The following is a 26,485-nucleotide window of genomic DNA, read 5'->3' as shown; positions in this document are numbered from 1 at the left end:
GCTTCAATCTACTTCTTCTTTTACACTTCCATAATATGTCGTCACGGCGTGCATCAAACAAAAAAACGTTAGCAATCCCATTGTTAATTTCCCTTAATGTTTAAGACCACTCTATTAATACAGTTTAAAAAGGATAATTTACTATATTCGTTTTATACTTTGTATAATTCGACAAATAAGGACGTCTTGAGGTGCATGAAAATGAAAGTAGAGAATCTGTTATTTAAATTCTTTATTATTTGGTATATTTGTGGCGTGATTTTACTTAGTTTTGACTTGTTGCCACTATGGCTTGAGTGGTCCAATGTGATGTTTCTCTTCCTTGCAGGGTTACTGGCTTGCATCTACTTTCTCAAGCTTTTTGGCTGGAAATTTGGTATTGCGATTTGTAGCGTGATTTTTGTGTTTTCATTCTCAATTGAATATCTTGGCGCAGCTTTTGGTGTGTTGTTTGGCGACTATAGTTATACGGATCGATTTACGCCTAATTTGTTCGATGTACCAATTGCCATTGGTTTTGCATGGCTTATGGTCATGGGAACCTCTCATGCGATCGCCACCAGAATCGTTCCAAAAGGAAACTTACTTCGCTTGATTATCGGAGCTAGCATTGCTGTCGTAATTGATCTCATCATTGATCCGGTTGCTTTTAAAGTGAAACAATATTGGATTTGGGATGGTCCGGGAATGTATTACGATATTCCTTTTAGTAATTTTGTCGGTTGGTTTATTGTTGCTTTCCTCCTTCATGTTGTCATTTTTCTTATTCAAAAACGGACTGGAAATATTCGGACAAACCCTATATGGGAAGGACGAATGATTTTGTTATTCGGGCTTATCGTTGCGATGTTTGTATTATTAGGTCTAATCGGACAACTTTGGCTTGCTAGTTCGCTCACTTCTTTACTAACCGTTGTGATTCTTATCATGGCGTACAAGAGGAGAATCATATGATTCCAGCAAAAAAAAATAAATACTTTGATTTTGTCTTTACGATTTATCTTAAGCGCCTTTTAAAATCTTCTTTTGATAAAGTCTATTGGCATTCTAAAATTGATATTCCTTCTAGTCCTGTACTTTTTATCGCCAATCATAGTTCTTGGTGGGATGGACTTCTTTTCCATCACTTGAGTAGAACTGTTTTTAAGCATGACTTATATATGATGATGCACGAATCTGGATTAAAACAATATCCCTTTTTTAGAAGGTTAGGCGCATTTTCAGTCAATCGTTCTCATCCAAAAGACATTCTGCGATCTCTTCAATACGCGGAACAACTATTACAGGATGGGGAAACGGTTTGTTTATTTCCACAAGGCGATGAGTTACATATAGAAAAGCGTCCCCTGCAATTTCAAACGGGTGCTGCTTATTTGGTCGAGCATCATCCTGAAATACCCATCGTACCATTAAGCTTTTATTATTCATTTGGCCATAACAAAAAGCCTGAAGTATGGATTCAAGCGGGTCGTCCACTTTACAACGCGGATTTATTCGGAAATCAACGCAAGGACAAAACACAATCACTTGAACAAATTTGTACATTGCAGTTAGATGAATTAAAAGGGCGAGTTGTTCATGAACAGCATGCCTTGTTTTCTAACTTAATTTAAAGGGGTTTAAATATGTTAGCAGCGATTATTATATGTTTACTTGTCTTTTTCTTGTGGACCATCATTAACTCCATGTTTCTTCCAAGTTTACCGAAAGAAGCTAAGCTTAACGCGTACCCTCTCATATCGGTATTGGTGCCGATGCGTAATGAAATGCGCAACGCACAAGCTTTTATTCACAATATACAGCAATTAACTTACCCCAATATGGAGGTAATTGTGTTAGACGATCAATCAACAGACCTCACCAAATCCATCTTGCACAAAGCCATAGGACTAGATCGCCGTTTTCGCATGATTTCTGGTAAACCACTCCCAGTCGGTTGGGTTGGAAAAGTTCATGCTTGCGACCAACTGCAAAAACTGGCGAATGGAGACTATTTGCTGTTTATTGATGCGGATGTTCGTTTACAACCTCAAACAATAGAAAAGTCGCTGATGCTCCTTCAAACGAAACGGGCAAAACTATTAAGTGGGTTCCCTTCCTTTGAAGTTCCGACTCTTTTAAGTAAACTCCTTGTACCGATGCAACATTTTGTCGTGATGCTACACTTACCCATTGCGCTGGCCAATTGGACAATAACGCCAGCAACGACTGCCGTAAACGGTGCTTTTATGTTTTTTGAGCACGCTGCTTATCGGAAAATGGGTACTCATCGAGCCGTCCATTCCTCATTAGTCGAGGATGTTCACATTGCACGAAAAATGAAGGAACAAGGCTATCGCGTGTTGCTTGCCAATATTACAAAAAACGTGTCGTGTCGAATGTATGCAACCAATGGCGAAACCTGGGAAGGATTTTTAAAAAATATATTTGTTGGTGTAGGACGTTCGATACCTATCGTCATTTTTTTAACTATTTTTTATAGTGTTTTTTATATCCTTCCTATGTTTTTACTAGTATATGGGGTTGTCACCTTCCAACCACTTTACGTGCTGCCTTATGTAATTTTGACTTTACAAAAAGCCTTTGTAGATTGGAAATCAAATCAGCAATTATATATATCCTGTTTAATGCCTTTATCCGCTACCGCACTTGTAGCAGTGCTATGGGGTTCAACTTGGAAAGCATGGAGAAAGCAGCCCTATAATTGGAAAGGAAGAAACTATTTATGAAAAAAGTTGTGATCATCGGAGGTGGATTAGGCGGATTATCTGCAGCCATCACACTCGCTCATGCAGGGTTTCATGTGGAATTGTTTGAAAAAAACAGTCATTTTGGTGGCAAACTAATGCCCGTACAGCTCGGCGAGTACAATTTCGACTTTGGTCCTAATACCATAACGATGCCCTATGTCTTTCAACAAGTAATTGAGCAAACGGGGGAACGTGCTGATCACTATTTCGACATGGTCAAACTACCTACTCATACCCAAAATATTTTTACAGATGGCACTCATCTTAATTTTTCTAGCAATCAACAGTATATGATTGAGCAACTTGAAACACTCGACCCAATTGGGGCTCGAAATTATCCTGCTTTTATCAAAGAAATTAGTCGTTTATTCGATTTATCCGAGCGACATTTTCTACCTAAAACGTTTCAATCTTGGCGTGATTATGCCTCTCCTACATTAGGCGCTGCGATGTTACAGGTACGCCCATGGCAATCCTTACACAAATTTTTCGCCTCCTATTTTACAAATTCTAATATGATAGATTCGTATAATCGGTATGCGACTTATATCGGTTCTTCCCCTTTCCAAGCCCCTGCTACGTTTGCAATGATCGCCTATTTAGAAATGGTCGAAGGCGTTTACTATGTAAAAGGGGGAAATAGTAAAATTGCAGAAGCGTTTACCACCTTAGCCCGAAAGTTAGGAGTTCGACTTCATCCAGAAACAGCAGTGAAGAAAATACTTGTGACTCATAAAAAAGCAACGGGCGTTGAATTACATAATGGGGAAAGAATTGATGCCGATTATGTCATCATGAATGCCGACTTGTTAAAGGCATATCCTGAACTCGTCTCTGAAGATGAACGACCTTCATTTAGTAATAAGAAAGTTCAACAGTTTGAGCCTTCAATTTCCGCATTCGTCATTTTAGCTGGAGTCAAAAAACGATTTTCTCAATTAAAACATCATAACGTCTTTTTTTCAGAGAATTATCAACAAGAGTTTTCGGATTTATTTACTCATCAATCTTACAGCCATCAGCCCACGATTTATGTGAGTAATTCTTCTTATACCGACCCAGCTCGTTCTCCAAGTGGGGACAATTTATTTATTTTAGTTAATGCACCCGCCTTGCTTCAAAATGGGGATATGCAAGTAGATTCGACAAGTTATAAAAATCACATATACCAGATGCTTTCTTCTCATGGCCTGGATATTCAAGAGCATCTTGAAGTAGAGAAAACGTTCACTCCTATTGACATAAGTGAAAAATTTGGGGCCTATCGAGGAGCACTATACGGATTATCCGCAAATCGCAAAATAGATGCCTTCCTTCGATCACGTAATCGTAGTAGAGACATCCACAACTTGTTCTTTGTAGGAGGAAGTACACATCCTGGAGGTGGTTCTCCAATGGTCACTCTTAGTGGACAAAATGTCGCAAAATTGATTATTTTACTCGAGAAATAGCGGGAATGAATATATATTGAACGATTCACACTTTGAAATCAAAGTGTGTTTTTTAATACCTATTTTTTTGTTCACAAAACATTTTTATAAATTAGAACTAAAGTATTGGATTTATTTAAATAATTTTGTATAATACTTGTATAACCTTTGTATAGCAAAAAAATTAAAGGAGTCGTTCTATATGTCGAAGCGAATGATTGTAATTGGGGCAGGGCCAGGAGGGTTAGCATCTGCCATGTTGTTAGCAAGTAAGGGGTACGATGTTACCGTATATGAAAAGCAGCCTTATATTGGGGGTAGGAATTCAGAAATTAGTTTGGGTGATTACAAGTTTGATATGGGCCCCACTTTTTTAAATATGCTCTATGTTATTGAAGAAGTCTTTCAAGCAGCGAAAAGAAACTTGCATGACTACGTGAAAGTGGTCGAGTTAGATCCTATGTATGAACTGATTTTTGAGGATAAAAAGTTTGTAATGACACGCGACAAAGAAAAAATGATTGAACAAATTGAAACACTATACCCTGGTAATGGAGATGGATATGAACGATTTATGGAGGATACATCTAAAAAAATGGATGCCATTGCTCCACTTTTACAAACGAAGATGAATCGTTTTATCGACTTGTTTCAGCCAAAGGTTTTGAAAGCTATACCAGAGTTAGAAATCTCAAAATCTCTTGTACAAGTTTTGTCTAAGTATTTTAAAGAAGAAGAACTACAGCTTGCCTTTACATTCCAAGCGAAGTATTTAGGTATGTCTCCGTGGGAGTGCCCAGGTGCCTTTTCTATTTTGTCTTATATGGAACATGCGTATGGCGTTTACCATGTCGAAGGCGGCTTAAACAGATTATCGCAAGCAATGGGGAAAGTCGTTGAAGAACACGGTGGAAAAATCCATACAAGTACAGGTGTGAAAAAGCTGTGGCTTGAAGGCAGAAAAGTAAAAGGTGTTTATTTAGAAAATGGGGAACGCGTAGAAGCGGATGAAGTCATTATTAATGGTGATTTTGGTCATGCTATGACAAACCTAGTAGATAAAGGTGTATTAAAAAAATATTCACCAGCAAAACTTGAAAAGAAAAAATATTCTTGTTCAACCTTTATGTTGTATTTAGGCCTCAATAAACGTTTTGACCTTCCTCACCATACCATCGTCTTCTCTAACGATTACAGAAAAAATGTAGAAGAAATTTCAAAAACGAAATTATTGTCTGAAGACCCATCCATATATATACAAAATGCCGTTGTGACTGACCCAACACTAGCACCAGAAGGCAAATCAACCCTCTATATTTTAGCGCCAGTACCAAATAACTTTAGTGGTGTTGATTGGGAAAAAGATCATCAAAAATTCCGAGAAGTGATATTAAAAATAATTGAAGAAAAAACAGGCTTTAAGAATATCGAAGATCATATTGAAGTAGAAAAAATGATTACACCGCAAAATTGGGAAGAAGACATCTTTGTCTACAAAGGAGCAACGTTTAATCTAGGCCATCAATTATCACAAATGATGATTTTTAGACCGCATAACCAGTTTGAAGAGCTTGATAATTGTTGGCTTGTTGGTGGAGGAACACATCCAGGTAGCGGCCTTCCAACCATATTCGAATCCGCTCGTATTACGGTAAATGGAATATTAGAACAAAATAATCATGATACCGTACCCATTCGACCACTACCTAGATTACAAGAAGTATAAACTTCATCGTAGAAAAGCATTTCTTAACGTTATAACGTAAAGAGATGCTTTTTTAATGATGATTTTAAGATACCAACTTTAATCCAACCGCAGCGCCGAGAACCATCAATATGAATACAATACGTAGAATGGTTTTTGATTCGCCGTAAAATAACATGCCTAGAACCGCACCACCAGAAGCGCCAATCCCTGTCCATACGGCATAAGCCGTTCCCATTGGCACTGTTTCCATAGCGAAAGCAAGGAATATAAAGCTTGCACCAAAGCTTGAGAACAATGCAGTGATCGATTTCCAATTACGATTTTTATGTATTTGGTTAATCATTACAACGCCTGTCATTTCAAAAAGTCCCGCTATGATTAAAAACACCCATGCCATTATGATGCCACCTCTCCCTCTTCTTTTGTCACGAGCTTAAGTCCCAACACACCCGCAAGTAACAATAGTATTAATCCGATTTTAATCAAGCTAAATTCTTCACCAAAAAACATACTATCAGCAAGGACTGTCCCTGCCGTTCCGAGTCCAACGAACACTGCGTATACCGTACCCACCGGTAACGTTTTACCTGCCATTATCATTAAATAAAAACTCACCGCAATAGCGAGTGCAGTACCGATCCACATCCAAACATCATCTGCATGTTTTAAACCTATGACCCAAAACACTTCAAAAATTGCAGCAATGACGACTTTGACCCATTCTCTATTCATCTTTTTGAACCTCCTTCAACAAAAATAAACCTGAGAAATTAACGTAAAATACGTTATCTCCCAGGCTTTTGTCCTTCCGTGTATCTTTGCATGCGCAAAGCGTTTTCTCTTGGACCAGACCAAACCAGTTGTTTGCGGAACCCTAGAAAACTTGATCGTCATATGACTAAATGACGCTTTATGAAATTATCGTGTAACGCTAGATTATTACACTATAGACCATGAGTCAATAGAGGTGCTCATACCCATATTACAAAATTAAAAATCAACTCTTGTAATTTATACCAACAAATGCCATCATTAAATAAATATTCTGATAAGTATGTTATTTACCAGCAATCAACTACTGTATAGTGATTTCCGTTACAGGCGGACGCTTTCCGCGGGCGGTCCGTGAGCCTCCTCGTCGCAAGCTCCTGCGGGGTCTCACCAGGACTCGCTTTCCCGCTGGAGTCGCCGCCTTTCACTACAATCATTCACCTGTATAAAATAAATCGTCCTATCTTGTAAAATGAAAACACCCATACTCATATTTAGATAGGATGATTTTTTATGTGCAATCTAAAGATTACTAAACAAGAATATATCATTTAACAAAATTCACTTACGCTGAGAGAAAATTTGCGTTTTTAAAAAAGCAGATAGCGCATTCTAGATCATCACCAGCGCTGAATACAACCGATTTATGAACTTGTTTACGCATGATGGTCTAAAAGGCTAAATACGCAACTTCGTGTTGCTCCTGCGGCTACTCGTCGCAAAATACAGTGTCACGAGCTTTTGTAATGTCATTATGACCCATTTCAGCTTAGGTGTGAGTTAGACATAACAACTCTAACTATGAAGGCATTGATCGAAAAAACTAAGGGGGTATCAAATTGAAATTTATTACCAATAAGATTATTATTCTTGTCATATCTGTCGTTATTTTTATTGGGTTTTTCCAGCTATTTGGATTCTTTAGTAATCTATATATGCCTTCTTCATCCCTTGGGTCAATGATTAGCATGACTATCCTATTTATACTCATTCCGCTATCTTATTTGTCAGCTTATGGAGTTGTGAAAATCATTAAAGCTATGTAAAAAGACGCTCATAGTTTGGGCAATGATTTCTTAAGCTTTAATAACCAACTGGGTTGGTTATTAAAGTAGACTGTTACAGCGTCATAACGCTTGAATAAATGAACAACTTCGATACTTTTACGTCTATAAAAGGTGTTTGAAAATATGAGTGTATGGAGGAGAAATTATGGCATCTTATAGTCCATCAGAGATTTCAGAATTGGTCGATGTAAAAGAATCCACATTAAGAAAGTACTCGTTACTCTTAGAAGGATCTGGATATATATTTGATCGTAATGAGCAAAAACAACGCTGGTATAGCGATAAAGACGTGATCGCATTTCAAAAATTTATAGCATTAAAACAAAACGCCGATATGACATTAAAATCATCTGCTGATGCTGTTTATTTGTGGTCAATAGGAGCTGAAAACGCAGAGGTTGCTAGTGGTACTCACAATGTAAAAGAACGATACAACAACGATATGACGCAGGAAATTCATGAGGAGTTGGTCAATTTGAGAGAGTTGATAAGCATACAGCATGATCAAATTAAATTCTTGCATGAACATCTCGAAAACGAAAAATACTATCAAGAAAAACGTGATCAAGTGCTTCTTGATAGCATAGGGCAATTACGACTTGATATTCAACTGCAACGGGAGAGACAAAAAGCAATGGAAGAACAGATCATACTACAAGCGCCTGAGGAAGGAAAACCAACTTTATGGAATCGATTATTTAAGAGTGAATAGCTTGAAAGAAAGTATCCTTTTACTTACTGAACGCATACATTATTTGAGTCGGTTTTATTTCTCAGACTTGATCAAACATCATAATGGGTATACAACGGTTTCAAATTAATCTCAGATTAGTAAGATTTACAATGGCAAGGGGTGATTAAATGATTGAAATAATTTATGACGTTGCTACACTCGAAGACAGTTGTTATATTGAAATACTACCAGATAAGTATAAAGACGAGTGTTGGAATATGTCTTCAATTTATTTTACCGAAGAAAATTTCTGTTATATTATACCTACTTTTAGAAAGTGCTATAAAAAATTCGATTACTTTTCTTACAATGAAATAGAAGTTGATACTTGGAAGTTAATTATGAAGGAATTGGAGAAAGTGAAGAATTATCTAACTAATAATCCTATTCCAGATACATTGAAGGATGTTATAGGGTTTCCATTCACCAATTCCGAGAAAGATTTTATGGAAAACTATGATACAAACCTCAAGCAACTGATCTTGATGATTGACGACTTTCAAGTGTGGATTGAGGCAAAAAAAACCTCAACTAAGTATATTACTGTATTAGGGATGTAAATAGTAATTTCTTTTCGTTATTTCCTCACTGCAAATGAAAAATTTATTTTAAATAACCTTTTATCTTGCTTTCATCGGTATAGGTATACTAGATCGTTTCTGTCCTGGGAATACTACAAAGGTTCCTCCGATTGCAATAAATGAGCAGATAGCAATAGAAAAATATTTCTTCTTTTTACTCATATAAGACCTCCTCTAATTTGAACTTGCAAGTTTAGTGTAGTGAATGAGTATGAAGAGGATATGAATGACATGTTAAGATATTATTTAGAATAATTATCCACATCCCTCCCCCTCTACTAGCAAATTTCTCCCACTCGATGTGAACATGATCGACTACTTTGAAAGCGTCGTTTAGTTTCGTGGTACACTACATATAGATTTTTTTACGTTGAAACGAGGGTTTACTATGATTCGAACATTTGGCGTTACCGAGGACAGTCAATTAATAATTGATTTCCCTTTAGAAGACCTTCAAAAAAAACCGTTTGACTGGTATTGGGTTGATTTTGATAAACCGACTTCTGATGAATTGTCATTACTCGATTCTTTCTTTCATTTCCATCCTCTTTCTATTGAGGATTGTTTAGATCGTTTGCAGCGACCAAAAATTGATTATTACGATGGCTATCAATTTTTCGTTGTTCATACTATGAATGAGCAGACGTTAGAAGCCGAGGAACTAGATATATTCGTTGGCAAAAATTTTGTCGTCACATTTCACCATTCTTCAGTAGAGGAGTTAGATGTAGTTCGCGAAAAATTACAACGTGATGCTTCATTTTGGGAGCGTGGTGCCATTTACGCCACGTATCAAATTATTGATAAAGTGGTCGATTCTTATTTTCCTATTGTTCACAAGATTGAAGATCATTTAAATGAAATTGAAGAACAGATGACATTTGATATGAAGCACTTTTCAATGGATAAAGTATTTGAAATGCGTAGTGACTTGTTGTGGTTACGTCGAACGATTATGCCAATGCGTGATTTAATGTACCGCGTGTTGAATTCGAGTCGTTTTGACCTTCAACCACACGAGCATACATACTTTGCGGATATTTCTGATCATCTTGTGAAACTAACGGAAATTGTCGAGTCAAACCGAGAACTTACGGCGGATATTCGCGACAGCTACACGGCAATGAACTCAAACCGCATGAACCGTATTATGATGATTTTAACGATAGTGTCTTCAATTTTCATTCCACTCACATTTATCGCAGGAGTTTACGGGATGAATTTTGAATACATGCCTGAACTTGAGATGAAATATGGTTACTTTATTGCGCTAGGTGCAATGATATTAATTGGATTGTCCATGTTAGCTTGGTTCAAACATAAAGGATGGATGAATTTATTTAAACAATAATGAAACTCATGAAAAAGGACCACTTTGGTGCTGCACCCCAAAAGTTAGAGTAAAAATCTAACTTTTGGGGTGTTTTTTATATGGCAAAATATAGCGATGAATTTGAATTGAAAGTTGTGAGGGCAAATATTAATTGAAGTAATATCATATGAAATATTATTGAGTAAACTGTAAGATAAAGGTGGCCAAAGAGTGAGCCAATTAAAGGACATAAACTAACCATTTGCTTGTCGTGTTATCAAAATAAACTACTTAAGAAGGTGTTAATATGAAAATTGATTTGCCTAGGATTCCAAAAGAGCTATCCCCAGCAAACTTCCAAGATATTTTTAATGTGGAAGACCCTGAATTAAAGAACTGTCTAATAACAAATACGTTTTTTGATCATGAAAATGTTGACAAAGTCCACTTAACAAATATGGTTGTGAAAAACTCAACGTTTCAAAATACTGTTTTCAATAATATTAGTTTGATGGACGTCAGTTTTGAGAATTGCGATTTTTCAAATGCTGATTTAAGTCAAGCTAGTATTCATAGGGTGTCATTCAAAGGTTGTAAATTACTTGGGGTCAACTTCGCAGACTCTCGATTTGGCAACGTCTTATTTGATAACTCTGTTTTAAATTTAAGCTCGTTTGGACATGCAAACTTAAATAAGGTGATCTTTGAAAATTCTATTTTAAAAGGTGCTGATTTTTATGATTGTAAATTGATTAAAACAAAGTATCTTTCTTGTAATATTGATGGCGTAAGTTTTGATCAAACTCCTTTAAAGGGTATAGACCTCAGCACTTCTGAGTTTCGAGGTTTAACAGTTTCACTAGATGAATTACGAGGGTGTAAAGTATCTTCATATCAAGCAATCACCCTGTCTTCTTTAATGGGTCTAGTGATTATAGATTGAATTTTTTATAGATTTTTCTAAAAAGCACCCTTTAATTTTAAGGGGCTTTTTTATTATTTAATTATGAATTTCATACTGCATATTCTACGCTCCCAAGTTGACATAACATCCGCATGAGGAAGTACATGCCTTCCTACTCCTCACTTCTTCTTTTTTCACCGATCATTTATACAGACAATATACATCGTTGAGTTGACGGACTTTTGGAGTCTGCTAATTTCCCCATCTACTGAGACGAGTTTGATTAATTAATGGGATTAGGAACAAAAAAAGCTCACTCTCAACAGTGAGCGAGCTTTTCTTATAACAGATAAGGCATACTTAAAATTCAATGGTTTCAGGTGGTTTCCCGCTTTTGTTCATTAAACGAATGGTTGATGGTTTCACTACTAAAATTAATAAATTTGGATCATCTGGACCCTCGAACCAATGCTTCATATTATCTTTCCATATTTTTTCTTTTAAACTTTCGTCTGTACTTTCACTAACTTTTCCTTCAATCTCTAAAAACGCATCTCCAAAGCCTTCTCCTTCATAACCAATCAAAATATGCGTATACGGATTGGCTTCAATATCTTCGACTTTATGTGTATTTTTATTCGTTGGCGTGTAAAGTGTGAATTCCTCATTATAGAACGTCATATATCTTGAATGGGGTTTGTTGCTTTGTACTGTTGCCATTGTCCCAATTCGGCTTTCGTTTAAAATATTTAATGCTTGTTTTTTACTCACTTGAAAATCAGCTCCTTTGTGAAAGTATTCCTTTCACTGCCGTCACTTAAACATACCAATATGCTATTTTTTATCTACATATTGGTAAAGCTTATCGTCATTTTCATGTGCTTTTCCCCGACCATCCGTATTATTTGAAATAAAGTATAGTTCTTCTCCATTGGAAAAAACATCTCGGATTCGCCCAAATCCAGTAATGGTCTCTTCCAGCTCTGCTGTCTCTACATTAACCACTAATATGCCTTCTCCACGAAGTGCTGCAATATATAATTTTCCTTTATGAAAAGTCATACCTGAAGGTGCCCATGTAGTATTTTCACCTGAGTGAAGTAAAGGCGCTACGAAACCTTCACGCTCTTCACTTCCTTCAATTAGTGGCCAGCCATAATTCTGACCTTGTTCAATTTTATTTATTTCATCTTTTGCAGATTGTCCATGTTCAGAGGCAAATAAAACACCATCATCAGACCATGCTAGACCTTGTGGGTTACGATGACCAAGACTCACTGTTTCCCATTGACTATTGGCATTTAAGCGGAGTATTTTACCGTTCTTTGATGTTGGGTCTTGAGCTAAATTCGGATTCGATGCATCTCCAATTGTCGCGTACAACAAATTATCGGGACCCATTTCAAGACGGCCTCCGTGATGTACATTGCCAGTTGAGATTCCCTCTAAATGTATGTCCGTTTCTTGCCAGACGTTTCCTACTAATTTTAACGTCACAATACGATTAAATGGACCTTCTCCCTCATCATAATTGTAATAAGCAAATGCCGTCTTTGTTTCTGAGAAGGTAGGTTTCAAGATAAAACCAAGTAAACCCGCTTCAGATACATTAGCTAGAGGAGATGAAAATTCTACTTCCTGATGTTCGACTGTACCATCTGCTTTTACATAAGCAATCGTACCGACACGCTCAGATATGTAAAATTCGTCATCAACTTGATTAATTGACCATGGTACTTGAAGGTTTGTGGCCACTTCTTTAAAGGTTTCTGGTTTGGCGGTAGTTTCTCCTTCTGCTAGAAATCCACAACCACTCATAACAACAAGGCTTACTGCTAGTAAAAGTAATTTTTTCACTACTTCCCACCTCTTTCACTATGTTTCACATTTTTATATATTGGATACGATAATTTGAATAAGTAATGCGACCGTTACTATGCGCAACAACGGTTTTACGTATTCTTTTTTCAACTTTCGCGCAAGATGAACACCGATTTGTGCACCACTGACGGACCCTATTAACAATGCAATCGTCACGGCCCACATTATTTTCCCTGTTGCTATGTAAGTAATGGATGCACCAAAACAGCTGGAAAAAATCGCAATTCGTGCGAGTCCAACTGCTCGTATGTATGAAATACCCAGATGTGATAACACATACATCATCAATGTGCCTGAACCTGGTCCAAAAACTCCATCGTATAGGCCAATCCCAAATAGAGTAACCCCATTTTTTTTATTTACCACGAGAGGTCGGTTTCCATTAAAATCACTCGACCCTAAAAATGAAGTCAGTAAAGCGAAGCTAAGCAACACAACTGCTATAATTGTCATGGTACTCTCGGTTAATACAGATGCAACTAATCCTCCTGCAATCCCCCCTCCAAGACACAAAGGCATCATAATCATTGCTTCTTTCACAGTCACTTCTTTATATTTGTAAATCACGATAAAACTGGATAATGAACTGACTGTATTCGAGACTTTATTTGCTCCGATGGCGGAATGAACAGGAATTCCCATAACTAGCATGGCAGGTAAACTAATCAAACCTCCACCACCAGCGAGCGTACCGAGCACATTGGCAATTAACCCAATGATCACTAACCAAATGTATTCCATGAGCATCCTCTTTCTAGTAACAGTTTGTTTATAACAAGTTGAAATGGGTATTTTCTAATTAACTAACTTTTAGGAGGAACTTACAATGACAAAAGATACTGGATTTTCGGACAAACTTAAAGGCGGCGTAAATAAAACCAAAGGTGAAGTAAAAGATCAGGTCGGTAACGCGACAGATAATAACTCATTACAAGCTGAAGGTAAGATTGACAAAGTTAAAGGGAATGTACAAGAAAAAATTGGTGAAGCAAAAGAACGTCATACAAATAAATAATGATAAAACAGTTGCTCGTAATTGAGGGCAACTGTTTTTTGTATACCATAATTTAGTAATCGATATCTATTAGGATTGGTTTAATCTTCAACAATTATTTCGGGTATGATACATGTAAATGCAGAGCAAATTGTTGACCTTTAGCTCCCATGTGTCGACGACCTTCGTCTATAAAACCTGCTTTCATATAAACATGTAGAGCAGGTTCGTTATGTACATTCACACCAAGAACTACTTCATCAATTTGAGGAAATTGTTTATGAATAAAAGTTGGCAGGGCTTGAAGAGCTTTTTTTGCGATTCCTTGTCCTTGATAATCTGGGTGAATCGAAAATCCACGAAATAAAATGGAGTTTGGATTGTCCGTGTAAAAGTAGCGATCATCACTGACATCTAACACAAAAAAACCTACAATCATGTTTTCTGCTAAAATTGTGACCGGTAATTTAGATTGCGCATCGTTAGTAAGAAGATCTAACGGAAGCGATGTATATTTCAGTTGTTCTGGTGGTAATGGGTAAACTTCGAATGCTGACTGGTGAATTGAATCATAAGGTACAAGTTTAATGGATTTTAGCATGATGGACCGCCCCCTTAAATTGTAATTACAGGAAATTAGTTAGACTTTAACGTCACTACTACTATTTCAGGCAAGTTGAATAACCGAATTGGGATTATACTGTTTCCAAGGCCACGGCTGACAATAAGTTTCGACTGGTCCTGTTCATAAATGCCTGCTGTAAACTTCGGGAAATAGCCTTGTCCCGGAGCAACAAGCCCACCAACGAATGGGATTCGAAACTGTCCCCCATGTGCATGACCTGACAATGTTACATCTATTCCAGCATCCACGTAAGATTGAAAATCTTCTGGTCGATGCGCGAGGAGTACCGTAAACGCGTCACTCGGTACATTGGAAGCAGCAATCATATCTGTAGCGACGTCTCCCATTAATGGGTCTTCAATTCCAGTCAAGGAAATGGTCTCACCGTCTCGTTCAATAGGAAGTGTTTCATTGGATAGAACACGAACTCCACGAGCTGTTAATTGTTCTTTAATTTCATCGACATCATTTGTAGCGACTTCATGGTTACCAGTTACATAGTAAACTTCAGCTAATTCAATAATTTGATCAATGAGATCTAAACTATTTTGTAAATCATAGCGGTTACTATCGATTATATCTCCTGTAATCACAATCATATCTGGCTTCTCTTGTTGAATTTTATTAACTAAACGTTGTTGGTTTTCACCAAACGTAGCATCATGTAAATCAGACACTTGTACAATGCGATATCCGTCAAAAGAAGCAGGGATTTTCGATGATTCAACTATGTATTTTGAGACAGTAAGCCAGTTATTATTGACGTACAAAAATACAATCAAACTTGCAATAGCAAGAAAGTATTTTACTAGTTTTTTAAACATACAGAGCTCCTTCTAAATTAATACGCAAGACCAACTCTTGAATTGATAAACTCCGGGTCCAGCAATTCTTTGTAAGCAAAAAATGCTGTATCTCCGACTGATATTTTAACGCCATCCAACGGTAAGAAGTTGCGTTCTATTCTCAACTGTCCAGTTGCTTCACCGTCTGGTAAATATGTAGGGCACACAATCGTCCACTCTAAATTCGTAGCGGCTAATTGCTCGTATACTTTTGCGTGCTCTTCTGCTGCAAAAGTTAAACGACGTTTAGATTCAGTTGATTGGAATCGATATTCTTCAGGATTGGATCGACTTTGCAAAATCCCTGCAGTGCCGATTGTGACAATTCGTTTAATGTTTTCTTTTTTCATAGCTTCTATAATTAGTGGAATTGCTTCAGTTAATGTCGTTGTTTTATCTGTTCCAATTGCACTAAATACAGCATCTGCGCCTTCAATTGCTTGATTTACAGACGCATACTCACGAATATCTCCTCGTAAGATGGTTAAGTTTTCATGTAGTGTTAATTTTGATGGTGTACGCACTAGTGCAGTCACGCGAAGCCCATCTTCGAGTGCACGACGTAAAAATTCTTGTCCAACTCTACCTGTTGCACCGAATATCGTAATATTCATGGGAATTCCCCCCCAAACCTTTTATATAATCATAAAGCAATTTAAACTATCTGGCTAACGAGGTTAAACCAATGTCATAGAAAAAAATTTGAAAGACGATTTCAGCACTTCTAATTAGGCGCTACAATTTCCAATTTAATGCGATCTGGATCTTCGAAGAAAACGGCATATACATCCTTACCTGATGCATACGGGTGTCTGTCTTTGTAGAGAATATTCGTTCCTTGACCCTCTAAAATACTAGTGATTTCATCTACTTGCTCACGTGATTGTGCGTGAAATGCCAGATGATTAAGTCCCGTTTCTGATCTATGATAGCTAGGCTCTAAGTGCTTTTCGACCGTTTGAACAAATACTAAATATGTATGATCGAAGTTATAACTAAACCCAAATTCCCATTCTTGAGACAGTGTATAGCCCAGTTTCGGCAATAATAAATCATAAAACTCTCTTGATTTCTGTAATTTTGAAACGTTCATTTCTACGTGATGTAACATGTTGTATCCCCCTTTTCATCTAGAATACCATAGTAAGAGTTTTCTGCTTTTTTAAAAAGGATTATTGGCAATGAGGGACAATATGTATAATTTCTTGAGTGAATAATAATAGGCGGCAACCCTCCCAGACGTTGGAAGGGTTTTTTCTTTTTGCTTTATATGATTTACTCCTAAGTTTTAATTTTCATCAAATCCAAAACTGTGACGATGCCTACTAAACCTAGTTGGTCAGAGATAAGCAAGGCTTCTAGTCTTCTGCCATTAGCCAGCGATTCTTTAAATATTTCTTCAGCCTCGAAAATGGACATTTCACGGGGGACGAAAAGATGATTCTCTTTTTTATTTTCATGTTTAAGTGTAGATTCTACTGTTATTTCCCAGGAAATATCTCCTTTTTCGACATTGTTTGCAATCCAAAACATAAGTCCCACTGATGTAAATAAACCAATAAAAACTTTCCCATTATACACAGGTATTTGTAAATATTGTTTTTCTTGAATAATTAGTAAAGCGTCCTTTAACGTATCTTTAGCTTGGAGGATGCTTACGTTTTTTTCAAACATTTCACCTACTGTAACCGGCCTCGCTACCGCCTCTCCAATTAATTCAAGTGCTTCGATAATTTCATCATGAGGTTCTGCAATTGCATATTCAGTAGATGTTTTATGATGTACTATCGCATTTCGCAGGGTGGCATATTCACGTAATTTTTCTTCATATCTACGGATGATTGCATTTTTACGCTTAGAAAGATCAACTAATTTATGAAATGATAAACGATCGGTAGTTCCAATAATTTCTTTCATTGATTGTTCCATTCGACGAAAAGCCGTTAAGAAGCGATCAGAGTTTCTAAACTTTGTCTGCTCTTGTGAATCCATCTTTAATTCCTCCCATTGGTACTCATTTCATTCGCCATAGTTTGCTTATTATCTTTTGATTTTATTACAATTGATTTTAGAGGAGGTGATACATTTGGAGAAAGTAATAAATTGTCCTTTTTGTCATCCAGAAAATGATTCACAACAACACATCATATTTGAAAATAAGTATTGTCGTTATTTACAACATCCAGATCATCAAACCATTTTAGAAGGTAGTGGACTCATCGTTCCAAAAGTCCATCGCCAAACAGTGTTTGATTTAACTCCTGAAGAATGGGGAGCCACATACGAATTAATGCAACAAGTGAAAACATATGCCGACGACAATTATGCACCCGACGGCTATTCGCTAGGTTGGAATGTGGGGGAAGCTTCGAATCAATCAATCCCTCATGCTCATTTTCATATCCTTCCTCGTTTTGAAGACGAACCTTTTGCCGGAAAAGGAATTCGTGCATGGTTCAAATCAGAGGAAAATCGTAGACCAGGAAGATAAAAGCTTCAAGTAATATTGCACAAGAAAAAGCAGAAAAACCATAGAAATATTTCAAGTTTTAGTCATTTTAAAATACATATTTCACACCTGCTTGAGCAACCTAAACTTGAAACTAAAATTAGGTTGATACAGGAGGAAAAAATTTGTATATGAAATCTTTATTATTCGCTATTTTAGCTATGTTTATGCTTACAGGATGTGGAACTGATAATAATGGAGGTGCCATTGGTACTCAAGAGGAACCAAGTGGTCAAGAAAGAGAATTCGTACCAGAGTCAATGACGGAAGATGAAAAATCCGATATGTCAAATACAAATAAGTGATAATTTTTCAAAAGACAGTCCCTCTCCATTTCATTTTGGAGGGGGTTTTTTTTACTACACTGATTAACCACAAGTGAACCGCCTTAGGCAGATAGAGATTACGGGAATACTGTAGTAGTACATTTAGAAGGTATTCTTCATGCGTACATCTTACACGGGTTACGATTCTTTCATTGTGACCACCATTTTTTTGATAAAAACGTTCTGAAAATAACAACCTTAAATAAACTATTATTATCAACATTTTTTGTATGCAAAAGTATGTGTTTAAAAATATTTAAATTTAATTTTTATAACAGTGTTGTTTTTATTAATCTGTTATAGTACAATGAATTTAATAAAAAATTAATGGGGGTAGTAAAAATGAAAACTTTAGAATTTTACCGGAACTTGCCTGAAAAAGAATGTCGTGAATGTGGATGTAAAATTAATGAGCAACATGAATCATATTTATACGAATGTGAGCATTGTATGAATAAACATGAAGAGTAAATAATATGATTTTAGGAAAAAGGAAGTTAAAAATGAGGTTAAAACTAAAAAACACATAAACAAACTCTTCCGAAAAGAAGAGTTTGTTTATGTGTTTTTTCACCATTTATGATGGGTGCATTTAGTTCCTAAGCAAATTTTTTTAACATTACTTTTTTCTACATTGTTGAATCTTCATAGTTTTTTAGAGAAACACTAGTGTCCTTTCCACATTTTTTTAGAAAGGACGCTAGTGAATAAAACAAACAAAAAATCAATCGTTTTTAATTACTTTCATTTCATTTTGGAGGATATTTCAATTTACACTTTAGTTTTAGATGCATTGCGTTTTGACATCCATACGCCAAAGGCTACCATCGCTATGACTGCCAAAATCGTTACTACAATGCTCAACCAGAAATGAGTTAAATCTGGTGATCCTGTCAACCACTGCGTCGCATAGGTTGATAGCTTCCATGGAGACACAGTCCAATAAGTCCCTAGTAAGGAATCTATTATTTGAACCCCCAACACCAATCCGAGCGATACTCCAGCAGCGCCTCCTGTTGGTAACCAGGCACTCGCGGCTAAAATAACAGTCACTACGAATACAATCCATACACTATAGGTAGCAGCGAATGCAAAGAAATCGGCAGCAGCCACATTTCCGAACAATAGCTCCGTGTAATACCAACTCGTCAATAACCCGAGCCATACACTACCTAACACTATAATGCCGACAACTTTCCACTTACTGAGGAAATAACTCAAAAACGAAATCGGTCGAACGTAAATTAATGTCCCGGTTCCATCTTTTCTCTCTCTTGAAATCGTCCCCATAAAGCCGAGAACGATGACCAACATACCGATAAATTGATACTGTCCCATTGTAGACATTAGAATTTGTGCGGGTGTAAATTCAGGGAATGGGAACATCGCGTCTTTTGGAATATTTCCAACTGCCTCTAATATTTGAGGCAAGTAATAATTAGTTACCGGTTCAGTGATCCCGAAGAAAATGAAAATCAATGGAATCCATAAGATTTTATAGTTACGGGTGTTTTCACGCCACTCCTTTTGGAATAAAACCAGTAAATCTCTCATGAGTGTCCCGCCACCTTCATAAAGATTTCTTCTAAGCTAGAAGTTTGACGCTCGACTTTCCTAACGTCTAGCCCACTATTAGCTAAATAAGCCAACAGTTCCTTCATCTCCGGCAATTCATTGGTCATGTTAATAAAGCCAAATCTCCCTTGGTAACTTACTTTCCATGGAGCCCTTGCGGCAAAAGTGAGCGCATCTTGGTCACTTGTAAATTCCACGCGATAACGTGGTGTATCATACTTCGCTCTCACATCTCCTAGAGAACCTTGTTCTACTAATTCACCTTTTCGTAAAAACAGTAGTTGATCCGTCATCTCCTCAGCGTCATTCAATATATGAGTAGAATATAAAATCGTCATGTTTTGTTGTAAGCTTTTCAATAAATTCATTATTTCACGTCTTCCTACTGGATCGAGTGCGGAGACGGGTTCATCCAACAATAATAATTTCGGTTTATGCACAATGGCCTGTGCTAATCCAAGGCGTTGTTTCATCCCACCTGAGAAAGTACCGGTTTTTTTCCGTAACGCTTCCCCTAGCCCTACAAATTCGAGTGTTTTTTGTGCTTCCAGCTTTGCATGACGTGACTCCATTCCACTTAGTTTCGCGGCCATTTCGGTAAACTCTAACGCTGTTAGCCAAGAGAAAAATTGAGGATATTGTGGAAGAAATCCTATACTTTTTCGAACATCTGCATGTTCTTCACCATTTAATGAAATCACACCGGATGTCGGCTGTAATAATCCCGCTAACATCGATAAGGTCGTCGTTTTCCCTGAACCATTAGGCCCGATTAAAGCAGTCGATGATTTATCGGTAAGTGAAAAGCTCACTTCATTCACAGCCGCTTCTGACCCATATGTTTTCGTTAAGTTAAGTGCTTCTAAAAACGTTGTCATGATTGTTTTCTCCCAATGATGAAGTAAACAATTGGCCCCAAAATATTAATGAAAATAATGACTAATGCCCAAACCCACTTAGGCCCGTTAGTCTGAGATATTTTTGATAAATCAATAAGTGCGATAACTACTAATAACAGTTGAATAATAACTATTGGTGCGATAAGCCCCCATGAAATGTTGTCCAGAAAATCCATTTCTACCACTCCTTTTTCAAAGTAATGTTGCTATCAAAAAAATACTACCAAATAATAAGACAAGGAAAATCCAACTGCCTTTATGCCCCATATTTACAGTCCAACCAATCCCAAATCTCTTTTCGACCAAAATACTTGGATCATTTTTATTCACATAAATTAAACCAAACTTCCAATATTGATCATCGTCCGTATCAATGACATCTTGTGAATTGACGTCTTGCTCCAACACCGCAATTCTTGTACCGCTCTGTCCTACTTTTACGGTGTAATACAGAACGGATCCCAGTATGATGACTAAAAAGCCTAGTGTGAATCCTAACGTAACACTTGAAGACATCGTTTCGGGGTAAATTATCGTTAATTGTAGATAGCCCATCAACAAAGTTATGGCAATCGCTATAACAAATAATAACCAACTTGAATATTTCCTAAAAGCAAGTTGTTGCTCACGCGAACGTTTCTTATGTCGGACCTGAATCTTCGCACCCGATTGTTTCATGGCTCCATTGAAAAATAGCATCATCCCTTGAAGAATAAGTGTCATGAAAGGTAAAGCACTTATCGAAATCCAAGTTTTTTCTGCGAATGCATCTGCTTCGCCGCTTGGTCCCCAATGTGTTGGAATCTGATTAGGTAGCGTATCGTATTGGCTCAACCCCAAAATCCCTAAACCGAGAGTTATTAACATAGGCAAGACAAAGTACACATTTGGTAGCAGTTTAAGTTGTTCGCGAAATTGTAGGTCCACCACTTTTCGCTCACTCTGGCCCTCAGTCCACTTTTCGTCTTTCTTAAAATTGGCTAAGGCGATATGGTTTTTTGCATAGAGTCCCATTGAGAAAATTAATGCCACTAGTTGAGCAGCCATCCCAGCAAGGACAATTGGCTCTTCAGCAGGACGGAACACCCAAAGCCAACCGATGAAAATCGCAAGAATCACTATGCCACTTGTTAAAACGAGTTGTGTATAGCGATTTTTCATTTGTTCTAGTCGTTTGTCTTTGACGTGAGTATCGGGAATGTATATCCCAAATGCTTCACTGTCTTTTAAAAACTTTGGTAAGAAAGCTTGAATGACAATTATGAAAATTAAAATGACCATAAACATGACGGCAGCCATTACTTTTCCTCCTTCAAGTCTAAACTAATTTCTTTTATTAACAGCTCGATTTCTGCTGATGATAATTGTAAACAAAGTGCTTCTGCAACAATTGGACGTAATTCTTTTATCAAGCGTAGACGATCTAGTTCAGAAGCTTTCCGAACTCCATTTTCGTGAATGAATACGCCTTTTTTCTGTACAATTCGGATGAATTCCTTGTCTTCTAAATAGTGATACGCTTTATTTACGGTATGCATATTCATGCCAAGGTCTGCAGCAAATGCGCGAACAGATGGTAATGAATCGCCCGGTTTCAAGCTACCCTTCGCAACACCTTCAATAATTTGTTGGGCCAATTGCAAATAAATCGGCATGGCCGAATTTGCTTCAATCTCAATAAACATATGCGACCCCCACTTGTTCTATTAATACTAGAACAGTTTTGTTATACATAATATAGAACAGAATTTCATTTCTGACAAGTTTTATTTTTTTGCTTGGTTTACAATCTGTTTTTCATACGTTACAATGAAGCCGTTCTTAAACATTTAAAAAACTACATACGATTACTGCACTAGGGGTGCTATATTTTTGGCTGAGATGAGAGCATTAGCTCCGATCCCTTAACACTCGATCCAGGTAATACTGGCGTGAGGAAGTGCGGCGACTTTTGCCCAACTTTTCTTTTGAGCAAAACAGCTGCATTCCACGTCGAATGTGGCTATTTTTATGTTCAAAAACGGTGACTTAGGGATAACTTCTTCTCTAATCACACCAATTAAAAGGAGGAGATGGAAATGACACAAGAGTTTAGTTGTGGAATCAGTCCAATTGTGGGGTTGCGATTTTCGCTTCATCCAATGGCAGATAATTTTATTGAGATTATTAAAGGGGCTTTGCACGAAGCGGATACATCGAATGTCTGGATGCATACCGACGACGTTAGTACAGTCATGCGTGGTAAGCAAATTCACGTCTTTGATACAGTGAGAGCCATAGTGTTACATGCATCGAAAACAGGTGCACATGTGGCATTTAACGGGACCTTTTCGATTGGTTGTCCTGGGGATTCTGCGGGAGATGTGTTTTTAGAGAAAGATGACACCTTGTTAAATGAACCACAAATTCGGGAGATCAAACAATATGTGTCATCCCAGTTTGCGCTCTATCCAATGAATAACCCCGACTATATGTCGGTCATTTATAAAGAAGTTGCTCGTGCAAAAGAATATGGTGTTTTTAATGACTCGATGCATTATGCGAGTGGACTCCATGGTGATATTCACGAAGTATTTGCGTTCCTAGAAGAAGCCTTTACACATGCTCGTTCAGAACAATATAAACACTTAGTGATGACTGTTAACATGAGCATCAATAGTCCTTCTCACAAAGGAGAGGCGTAGAATGTTGAAGTCATGGAAACTCAAAGAAGTCGTTTTAATGTCAGTACTTGCCGTTGTGTTCGCTGTTGTGTATTTACTATTTGTCCATGTCGGAAATATTTGGGCAGGTATAATTGGTCCGATTGCCTATGAATGGATGTACGGCATTTGGTTTATCGTCTCTATTATTGCTGCTTACATCATTCGAAAACCAGGTGCCGCTCTATTGTCGGAAACGATGGCCGCTATGATTGAAGTGATGATTGGCAATGCAGTTGGTCCGCGCTTGATTTTATCAGGTATTGTTCAAGGCTTAGGAGCAGAAGCTGCATTTGCAGCAACTGGTTATAAGCGCTATAACTGGTGGGTACTTTGTTTAGCTGGTGTCGGTTCCGCAGTCTTTAGCTTTGCATACGGCTTTTTAGTATCTGGCTACTCAGCTCTTGAACCTTCTTTGTTAGTTTTAATGTTTACGCTTCGTGTCATAAGTGGAGCTGTCATTGCAGGTTTAGGTGGCAAGTATTTATCGGACGGCTTACTCGCAACTGGTGCTCTTCGTGGATACGCGATTTCACGTGAAACATCTAACAAGCACAAAATAAAAGGTGAGACCATTGGTTAATAGCCTCCTTACAAAATCAACTATTGAAACAGAAATTAAACCGACAATTATTAACTTTAAAGATGTCACTTTTCAATTTCCAGAAGACGAAGTACCCATTTTCAGAAATATTACTTTCTCTATACTAGCCGGAGAGAGAGTCGTCTTATATGGTCCAAGTGGTTGTGGGAAAAGCACCCTGTTGTACTTAATAAATCGTCTGTATCCCGACAATTGTGATGGTGAACTAGAAGGTTTTATTTCACTTTGGGATAAAAATGCAGCGACTTATGCTGCTGGGGAAATTAACCGTCGAATTGCAACTGTATTTCAAGATCCTGACACTCAGTTCTGTATGCCAACCGTTGAACAAGAGATGGCTTTCACACTAGAAAACTTACACGTCTCACGCTTAGAAATGGAGCAACGCATCACGAGTACACTCGAAATGACGGGACTTTCTGACATTCGACACTCTACTATTCAAACGTTATCTGGAGGAATGAAACAACGTGTAGCAACCGCTTGTGCGATTTTAATGGAGCCGGAAGTGTTGTTGCTCGATGAACCACTTGCCCATCTGGATCCATTAACTGCACAACACTATGTCGAATGGTTAGATGCTTTGCAATTTTCTCACGCTTTAACGATAATCGCGATTGAGCATCGCCTTGATGTGTGGGGGACATTTTTTAATCGTGCAGTTTATGTCACAACTTCAGGGACGTTTTCCATCGAAGAAAATCCGACACGATCTCCTATCGTTTTCCCTAAACGAAAATCGACCATAGAACCGGAAATAGCGTTTGAAGCAAGTGATGTAAGTGTCCATGTAAAAGACAAACAGTTATTAAACAATATTTCCCTCAGTCTCAAACGAGGAGAAATCGCCGTACTTGCGGGACCTAATGGCAGTGGGAAGTCCACTTTTTTAAAAACAGTATGCGGCATCTTAAAAAAATCACAGGGACGTATTGAGAGTGGAAACAAACTTCCAGGCTACGTTCCACAGTCACCAGAGCATTTGTTTGTCACGCAACTCATAGCAGAGGAAATCCGATTTTCTAATCATGCAAACGAAGAAGAGATTTCTGATATCATGACCCGACTACGTTTGAATGAAATTAGGCACGCTCACCCTTTTGCAGTCAGTCATGGACAAAAAAGGCGCGTGGCCATTGGGGCGATGCTTGCTGATAAAAGACCTGTCCTTCTGCTTGATGAACCTACATCCGGCCAAGATGCTGCTGCTCTATTAGAGTTATTTCATTTAATCGATGCCCGAGCAAAAGAGGGATTAGCTGTGTTGATCGTGACGCATGATATGACGTTTGCGTCCGCCATTGCGGATACTGTTTTTTTAATAAACAATGGTGAATTAAGTGGTCGTTTTAAAAATGATGTGTTGTGGCAGCAAACAAATTTGTTAAACCATCACCAATTGGTGTCACCGAACGGAGGAATTTCGCATGTCTAATCGCACATGGTTACACGCTATGAATCCTAGTTTGAAATTTATTTTAGTTCTAGTTTCCATGTTAACTTTAGCGTGGTTTTTTAATCCGTGGACTCCCTTCCTGTTTTTCATTGGTGTCATTCTTTTGCAACTATTGTTTAGTCGAGTGAACTGGAAGATTTGGTGTTTGTTTATGATTCCCATTGGATTTACTGCTATTGGTTATTTATGGACCACCGTGTTATTTGCCGCGGATACAAGTGGCGAGATCATTTTCGTATGGCGTGGGCTTGAAGTGACTAATGTGCAGTGGAATACGGCTTTATCGTTAGCGTTCCGGGTTTTTGCTTTCTCTTCGATGTCGATGATGTTTGCATTTACAACTGATCCGGTGAAATTTGTGATGAGTTTAATGCAACAGTTGCGCCTATCCCCAAAACTCGCGTATGGCGTGATGGTTGGCTACCAGTTTTTACCCGTTGTAAAGGATGAGCTCGTTCAAATTCGCCATGCTCACCGATTACGGGGAATTGGTGAAGAAAAACATATGTGGCAACGACTATTAGGCATTCGAAGATTGTTAATTCCATTACTTGCAGGAGCAGTGCGGCGTGCAGAACGCACCGCCTTCGCTATGGAAGCGCGAGGCTTTACTGGCGAACGTCGTTCTACGTATTACGAACCTATTTGCATCGTAGGGCGAGATTGGTTGTTGACAGCCATCATTATGGTCTTGTTACTAGGAAGTTGTGTGGCAGGAGTGTTACTTAGTTACTAATAAAAATACACAAGATCGCCTGCTGACACAAACTGTCGAAAGGCGATTTTTTTTATAGCTTTTCCTTCCATACTTAT

The 26,485-nt window shown here is 37.7% G+C and carries 34 protein-coding genes and 2 riboswitches; of the genes, 18 read left to right on the top strand and 16 right to left on the bottom strand.

The window, feature by feature from the left end; genetic code table 11:
* The first annotated feature begins 195 nt into the window (after positions 1-195).
* The 5 genes from E2636_RS00250 to E2636_RS00230 all read left to right on the top strand — a co-directional run bounded on the left by E2636_RS00250 (position 196) and on the right by E2636_RS00230 (position 5,906).
* Positions 196-954: a carotenoid biosynthesis protein gene (locus E2636_RS00250; protein WP_134207956.1), complete on the top strand. Its 759-nt coding sequence runs from the start codon at positions 196-198 to the stop codon at positions 952-954.
* Positions 951-1,613: a lysophospholipid acyltransferase family protein gene (locus tag E2636_RS00245; RefSeq protein ID WP_134207954.1), complete on the top strand. Its 663-nt coding sequence runs from the start codon at positions 951-953 to the stop codon at positions 1,611-1,613. Before E2636_RS00250 ends, E2636_RS00245 begins: the two co-directional genes overlap by 4 nt.
* A 12-nt stretch (positions 1,614-1,625) precedes the next feature.
* On the top strand, positions 1,626-2,729 hold the full coding sequence (locus E2636_RS00240) for a glycosyltransferase family 2 protein (RefSeq protein ID WP_134207952.1): 1,104 nt from the start codon (positions 1,626-1,628) through the stop codon (positions 2,727-2,729).
* Positions 2,726-4,201, top strand: coding sequence for a phytoene desaturase family protein (locus E2636_RS00235; RefSeq protein WP_134207950.1), 1,476 nt, complete (start codon positions 2,726-2,728; stop codon positions 4,199-4,201). The genes E2636_RS00240 and E2636_RS00235 overlap by 4 nt, the downstream gene beginning before the upstream one ends.
* Positions 4,202-4,382: 181 nt before the next feature.
* Positions 4,383-5,906, top strand: a complete 1,524-nt coding sequence (locus tag E2636_RS00230; RefSeq protein ID WP_134207948.1) for a phytoene desaturase family protein — start codon at positions 4,383-4,385, stop codon at positions 5,904-5,906.
* 64 nt (positions 5,907-5,970) lie between these two features.
* On the opposite strand, the gene E2636_RS00225 is transcribed toward E2636_RS00230, so the two are convergent.
* Entirely contained in the window at positions 5,971-6,285 is a 315-nt protein-coding gene (locus E2636_RS00225) for a DMT family transporter (protein WP_134207946.1), read from the bottom strand.
* Complete coding sequence (locus E2636_RS00220; RefSeq protein ID WP_134207944.1) at positions 6,285-6,620, bottom strand: DMT family transporter; 336 nt, start codon at positions 6,618-6,620, stop codon at positions 6,285-6,287. The genes E2636_RS00225 and E2636_RS00220 overlap by 1 nt, the downstream gene beginning before the upstream one ends.
* A gap of 55 nt (positions 6,621-6,675) precedes the next feature.
* A riboswitch (guanidine-I (ykkC/yxkD leader) is annotated at positions 6,676-6,777 on the bottom strand.
* A gap of 721 nt (positions 6,778-7,498) precedes the next feature.
* Between E2636_RS00220 and E2636_RS00215 the strand changes: the two genes are divergently transcribed.
* The 3 genes from E2636_RS00215 to E2636_RS00205 all read left to right on the top strand — a co-directional run bounded on the left by E2636_RS00215 (position 7,499) and on the right by E2636_RS00205 (position 9,019).
* A complete protein-coding gene (locus tag E2636_RS00215; protein ID WP_134207942.1) occupies positions 7,499-7,705 on the top strand; it encodes a hypothetical protein in 207 nt (68 codons plus the stop codon).
* 166 nt (positions 7,706-7,871) lie between these two features.
* The gene (locus E2636_RS00210; RefSeq protein WP_134207940.1) at positions 7,872-8,438 is read left to right on the top strand and encodes a hypothetical protein; all 567 of its coding nucleotides are present in this window, start codon (positions 7,872-7,874) and stop codon (positions 8,436-8,438) included.
* Positions 8,439-8,587: 149 nt separating this feature from the next.
* Positions 8,588-9,019, top strand: a complete 432-nt coding sequence (locus E2636_RS00205; protein WP_134207938.1) for a hypothetical protein — start codon at positions 8,588-8,590, stop codon at positions 9,017-9,019.
* Positions 9,020-9,079: 60 nt separating this feature from the next.
* Here E2636_RS00205 and E2636_RS19505 read toward each other — a convergent pair whose 3' ends face one another.
* Positions 9,080-9,202, bottom strand: coding sequence for a hypothetical protein (locus E2636_RS19505; RefSeq protein WP_279587108.1), 123 nt, complete (start codon positions 9,200-9,202; stop codon positions 9,080-9,082).
* A gap of 226 nt (positions 9,203-9,428) precedes the next feature.
* Here E2636_RS19505 and corA point away from each other — a divergent pair, with 226 nt between their 5' ends.
* Positions 9,429-10,391 (top strand): magnesium/cobalt transporter CorA, encoded by a 963-nt coding sequence (corA, locus tag E2636_RS00200; protein ID WP_134207936.1) that lies wholly within the window; start codon positions 9,429-9,431, stop codon positions 10,389-10,391.
* A gap of 268 nt (positions 10,392-10,659) precedes the next feature.
* Positions 10,660-11,295 (top strand): pentapeptide repeat-containing protein, encoded by a 636-nt coding sequence (locus E2636_RS00195; RefSeq protein WP_134207934.1) that lies wholly within the window; start codon positions 10,660-10,662, stop codon positions 11,293-11,295.
* A 321-nt stretch (positions 11,296-11,616) separates the two neighbouring features.
* Here the strand turns inward: E2636_RS00195 and E2636_RS00190 are convergent, their stop codons facing one another.
* The 3 genes from E2636_RS00190 to E2636_RS00180 form a co-directional block, all read right to left on the bottom strand.
* Entirely contained in the window at positions 11,617-12,027 is a 411-nt protein-coding gene (locus E2636_RS00190) for a pyridoxamine 5'-phosphate oxidase family protein (protein ID WP_134207932.1), read from the bottom strand.
* Positions 12,028-12,090: 63 nt separating this feature from the next.
* Positions 12,091-13,113 (bottom strand): PQQ-dependent sugar dehydrogenase, encoded by a 1,023-nt coding sequence (locus E2636_RS00185; RefSeq protein ID WP_134207930.1) that lies wholly within the window; start codon positions 13,111-13,113, stop codon positions 12,091-12,093.
* 33 nt (positions 13,114-13,146) lie between these two features.
* Positions 13,147-13,878, bottom strand: a complete 732-nt coding sequence (locus E2636_RS00180) for a sulfite exporter TauE/SafE family protein (RefSeq protein ID WP_134207928.1) — start codon at positions 13,876-13,878, stop codon at positions 13,147-13,149.
* A gap of 85 nt (positions 13,879-13,963) precedes the next feature.
* Between E2636_RS00180 and E2636_RS00175 the strand changes: the two genes are divergently transcribed.
* Entirely contained in the window at positions 13,964-14,152 is a 189-nt protein-coding gene (locus E2636_RS00175) for a CsbD family protein (RefSeq protein ID WP_134207926.1), read from the top strand.
* Between the two features lie 94 nt (positions 14,153-14,246).
* Here the strand turns inward: E2636_RS00175 and E2636_RS00170 are convergent, their stop codons facing one another.
* The 5 genes from E2636_RS00170 to E2636_RS00150 form a co-directional block, all read right to left on the bottom strand.
* The gene (locus tag E2636_RS00170; RefSeq protein WP_134207924.1) at positions 14,247-14,732 is read right to left on the bottom strand and encodes a GNAT family N-acetyltransferase; all 486 of its coding nucleotides are present in this window, start codon (positions 14,730-14,732) and stop codon (positions 14,247-14,249) included.
* A gap of 35 nt (positions 14,733-14,767) precedes the next feature.
* On the bottom strand, positions 14,768-15,580 hold the full coding sequence (locus E2636_RS00165; protein WP_134207922.1) for a metallophosphoesterase: 813 nt from the start codon (positions 15,578-15,580) through the stop codon (positions 14,768-14,770).
* A 17-nt stretch (positions 15,581-15,597) separates the two neighbouring features.
* Complete coding sequence (locus E2636_RS00160; protein ID WP_134207920.1) at positions 15,598-16,215, bottom strand: NAD(P)-dependent oxidoreductase; 618 nt, start codon at positions 16,213-16,215, stop codon at positions 15,598-15,600.
* Between the two features lie 110 nt (positions 16,216-16,325).
* Positions 16,326-16,712, bottom strand: coding sequence for a VOC family protein (locus E2636_RS00155; protein ID WP_134207918.1), 387 nt, complete (start codon positions 16,710-16,712; stop codon positions 16,326-16,328).
* 170 nt (positions 16,713-16,882) lie between these two features.
* Complete coding sequence (locus E2636_RS00150; protein WP_017381953.1) at positions 16,883-17,593, bottom strand: CBS domain-containing protein; 711 nt, start codon at positions 17,591-17,593, stop codon at positions 16,883-16,885.
* A 94-nt stretch (positions 17,594-17,687) separates the two neighbouring features.
* On the opposite strand from E2636_RS00150, the gene E2636_RS00145 reads away from it, so the two are divergent.
* From E2636_RS00145 to yhfH, 3 genes are all read left to right on the top strand, one after another.
* Positions 17,688-18,092, top strand: a complete 405-nt coding sequence (locus E2636_RS00145; RefSeq protein WP_134207916.1) for an HIT family protein — start codon at positions 17,688-17,690, stop codon at positions 18,090-18,092.
* Positions 18,093-18,241: 149 nt separating this feature from the next.
* Positions 18,242-18,415, top strand: a complete 174-nt coding sequence (locus tag E2636_RS00140) for a membrane lipoprotein lipid attachment site-containing protein (protein WP_192812632.1) — start codon at positions 18,242-18,244, stop codon at positions 18,413-18,415.
* Positions 18,416-18,778: 363 nt separating this feature from the next.
* Positions 18,779-18,907, top strand: a complete 129-nt coding sequence (gene yhfH / locus E2636_RS00135; protein WP_134207914.1) for a protein YhfH — start codon at positions 18,779-18,781, stop codon at positions 18,905-18,907.
* A gap of 300 nt (positions 18,908-19,207) precedes the next feature.
* On the opposite strand, the gene E2636_RS00130 is transcribed toward yhfH, so the two are convergent.
* The 5 genes from E2636_RS00130 to E2636_RS00110 are packed head-to-tail and all read right to left on the bottom strand — an operon-like array spanning position 19,208 to position 22,595.
* Complete coding sequence (locus E2636_RS00130; protein WP_134207912.1) at positions 19,208-19,990, bottom strand: ABC transporter permease subunit; 783 nt, start codon at positions 19,988-19,990, stop codon at positions 19,208-19,210.
* Positions 19,987-20,889, bottom strand: a complete 903-nt coding sequence (locus E2636_RS00125) for an ABC transporter ATP-binding protein (protein WP_134207910.1) — start codon at positions 20,887-20,889, stop codon at positions 19,987-19,989. Before E2636_RS00125 ends, E2636_RS00130 begins: the two co-directional genes overlap by 4 nt.
* Positions 20,886-21,086, bottom strand: coding sequence for a PLD nuclease N-terminal domain-containing protein (locus tag E2636_RS00120; protein WP_134207908.1), 201 nt, complete (start codon positions 21,084-21,086; stop codon positions 20,886-20,888). The genes E2636_RS00125 and E2636_RS00120 overlap by 4 nt, the downstream gene beginning before the upstream one ends.
* Before the next feature lie 16 nt (positions 21,087-21,102).
* Positions 21,103-22,209: a DUF1648 domain-containing protein gene (locus tag E2636_RS00115; protein WP_134207906.1), complete on the bottom strand. Its 1,107-nt coding sequence runs from the start codon at positions 22,207-22,209 to the stop codon at positions 21,103-21,105.
* Positions 22,209-22,595: a GntR family transcriptional regulator gene (locus tag E2636_RS00110; protein ID WP_134207904.1), complete on the bottom strand. Its 387-nt coding sequence runs from the start codon at positions 22,593-22,595 to the stop codon at positions 22,209-22,211. The genes E2636_RS00115 and E2636_RS00110 overlap by 1 nt, the downstream gene beginning before the upstream one ends.
* Before the next feature lie 162 nt (positions 22,596-22,757).
* Positions 22,758-22,865: riboswitch (TPP riboswitch) on the top strand.
* Positions 22,866-22,988: 123 nt separating this feature from the next.
* On the opposite strand from E2636_RS00110, the gene E2636_RS00105 reads away from it, so the two are divergent.
* From E2636_RS00105 to E2636_RS00090, 4 genes are read left to right on the top strand one after another with little or no spacing between them, the layout of a single operon-like run.
* The gene (locus E2636_RS00105) at positions 22,989-23,594 is read left to right on the top strand and encodes a YkoF family thiamine/hydroxymethylpyrimidine-binding protein (protein WP_134207902.1); all 606 of its coding nucleotides are present in this window, start codon (positions 22,989-22,991) and stop codon (positions 23,592-23,594) included.
* Position 23,595: 1 nt separating this feature from the next.
* Positions 23,596-24,195: an ECF transporter S component gene (locus tag E2636_RS00100; protein ID WP_134207900.1), complete on the top strand. Its 600-nt coding sequence runs from the start codon at positions 23,596-23,598 to the stop codon at positions 24,193-24,195.
* Positions 24,188-25,651, top strand: a complete 1,464-nt coding sequence (locus tag E2636_RS00095; protein ID WP_134207898.1) for an ABC transporter ATP-binding protein — start codon at positions 24,188-24,190, stop codon at positions 25,649-25,651. The genes E2636_RS00100 and E2636_RS00095 overlap by 8 nt, the downstream gene beginning before the upstream one ends.
* A complete protein-coding gene (locus E2636_RS00090) occupies positions 25,644-26,408 on the top strand; it encodes an energy-coupling factor transporter transmembrane component T family protein (RefSeq protein ID WP_134207896.1) in 765 nt (254 codons plus the stop codon). Before E2636_RS00095 ends, E2636_RS00090 begins: the two co-directional genes overlap by 8 nt.
* Positions 26,409-26,485: the final 77 nt, after the last annotated feature.

Source organism: Paenisporosarcina antarctica, from assembly GCF_004367585.1.
Classification (GTDB): Bacteria; Bacillota; Bacilli; order Bacillales_A; family Planococcaceae; genus Paenisporosarcina; species Paenisporosarcina antarctica.
This window is presented reverse-complemented; position numbering and strand designations above follow the sequence as displayed.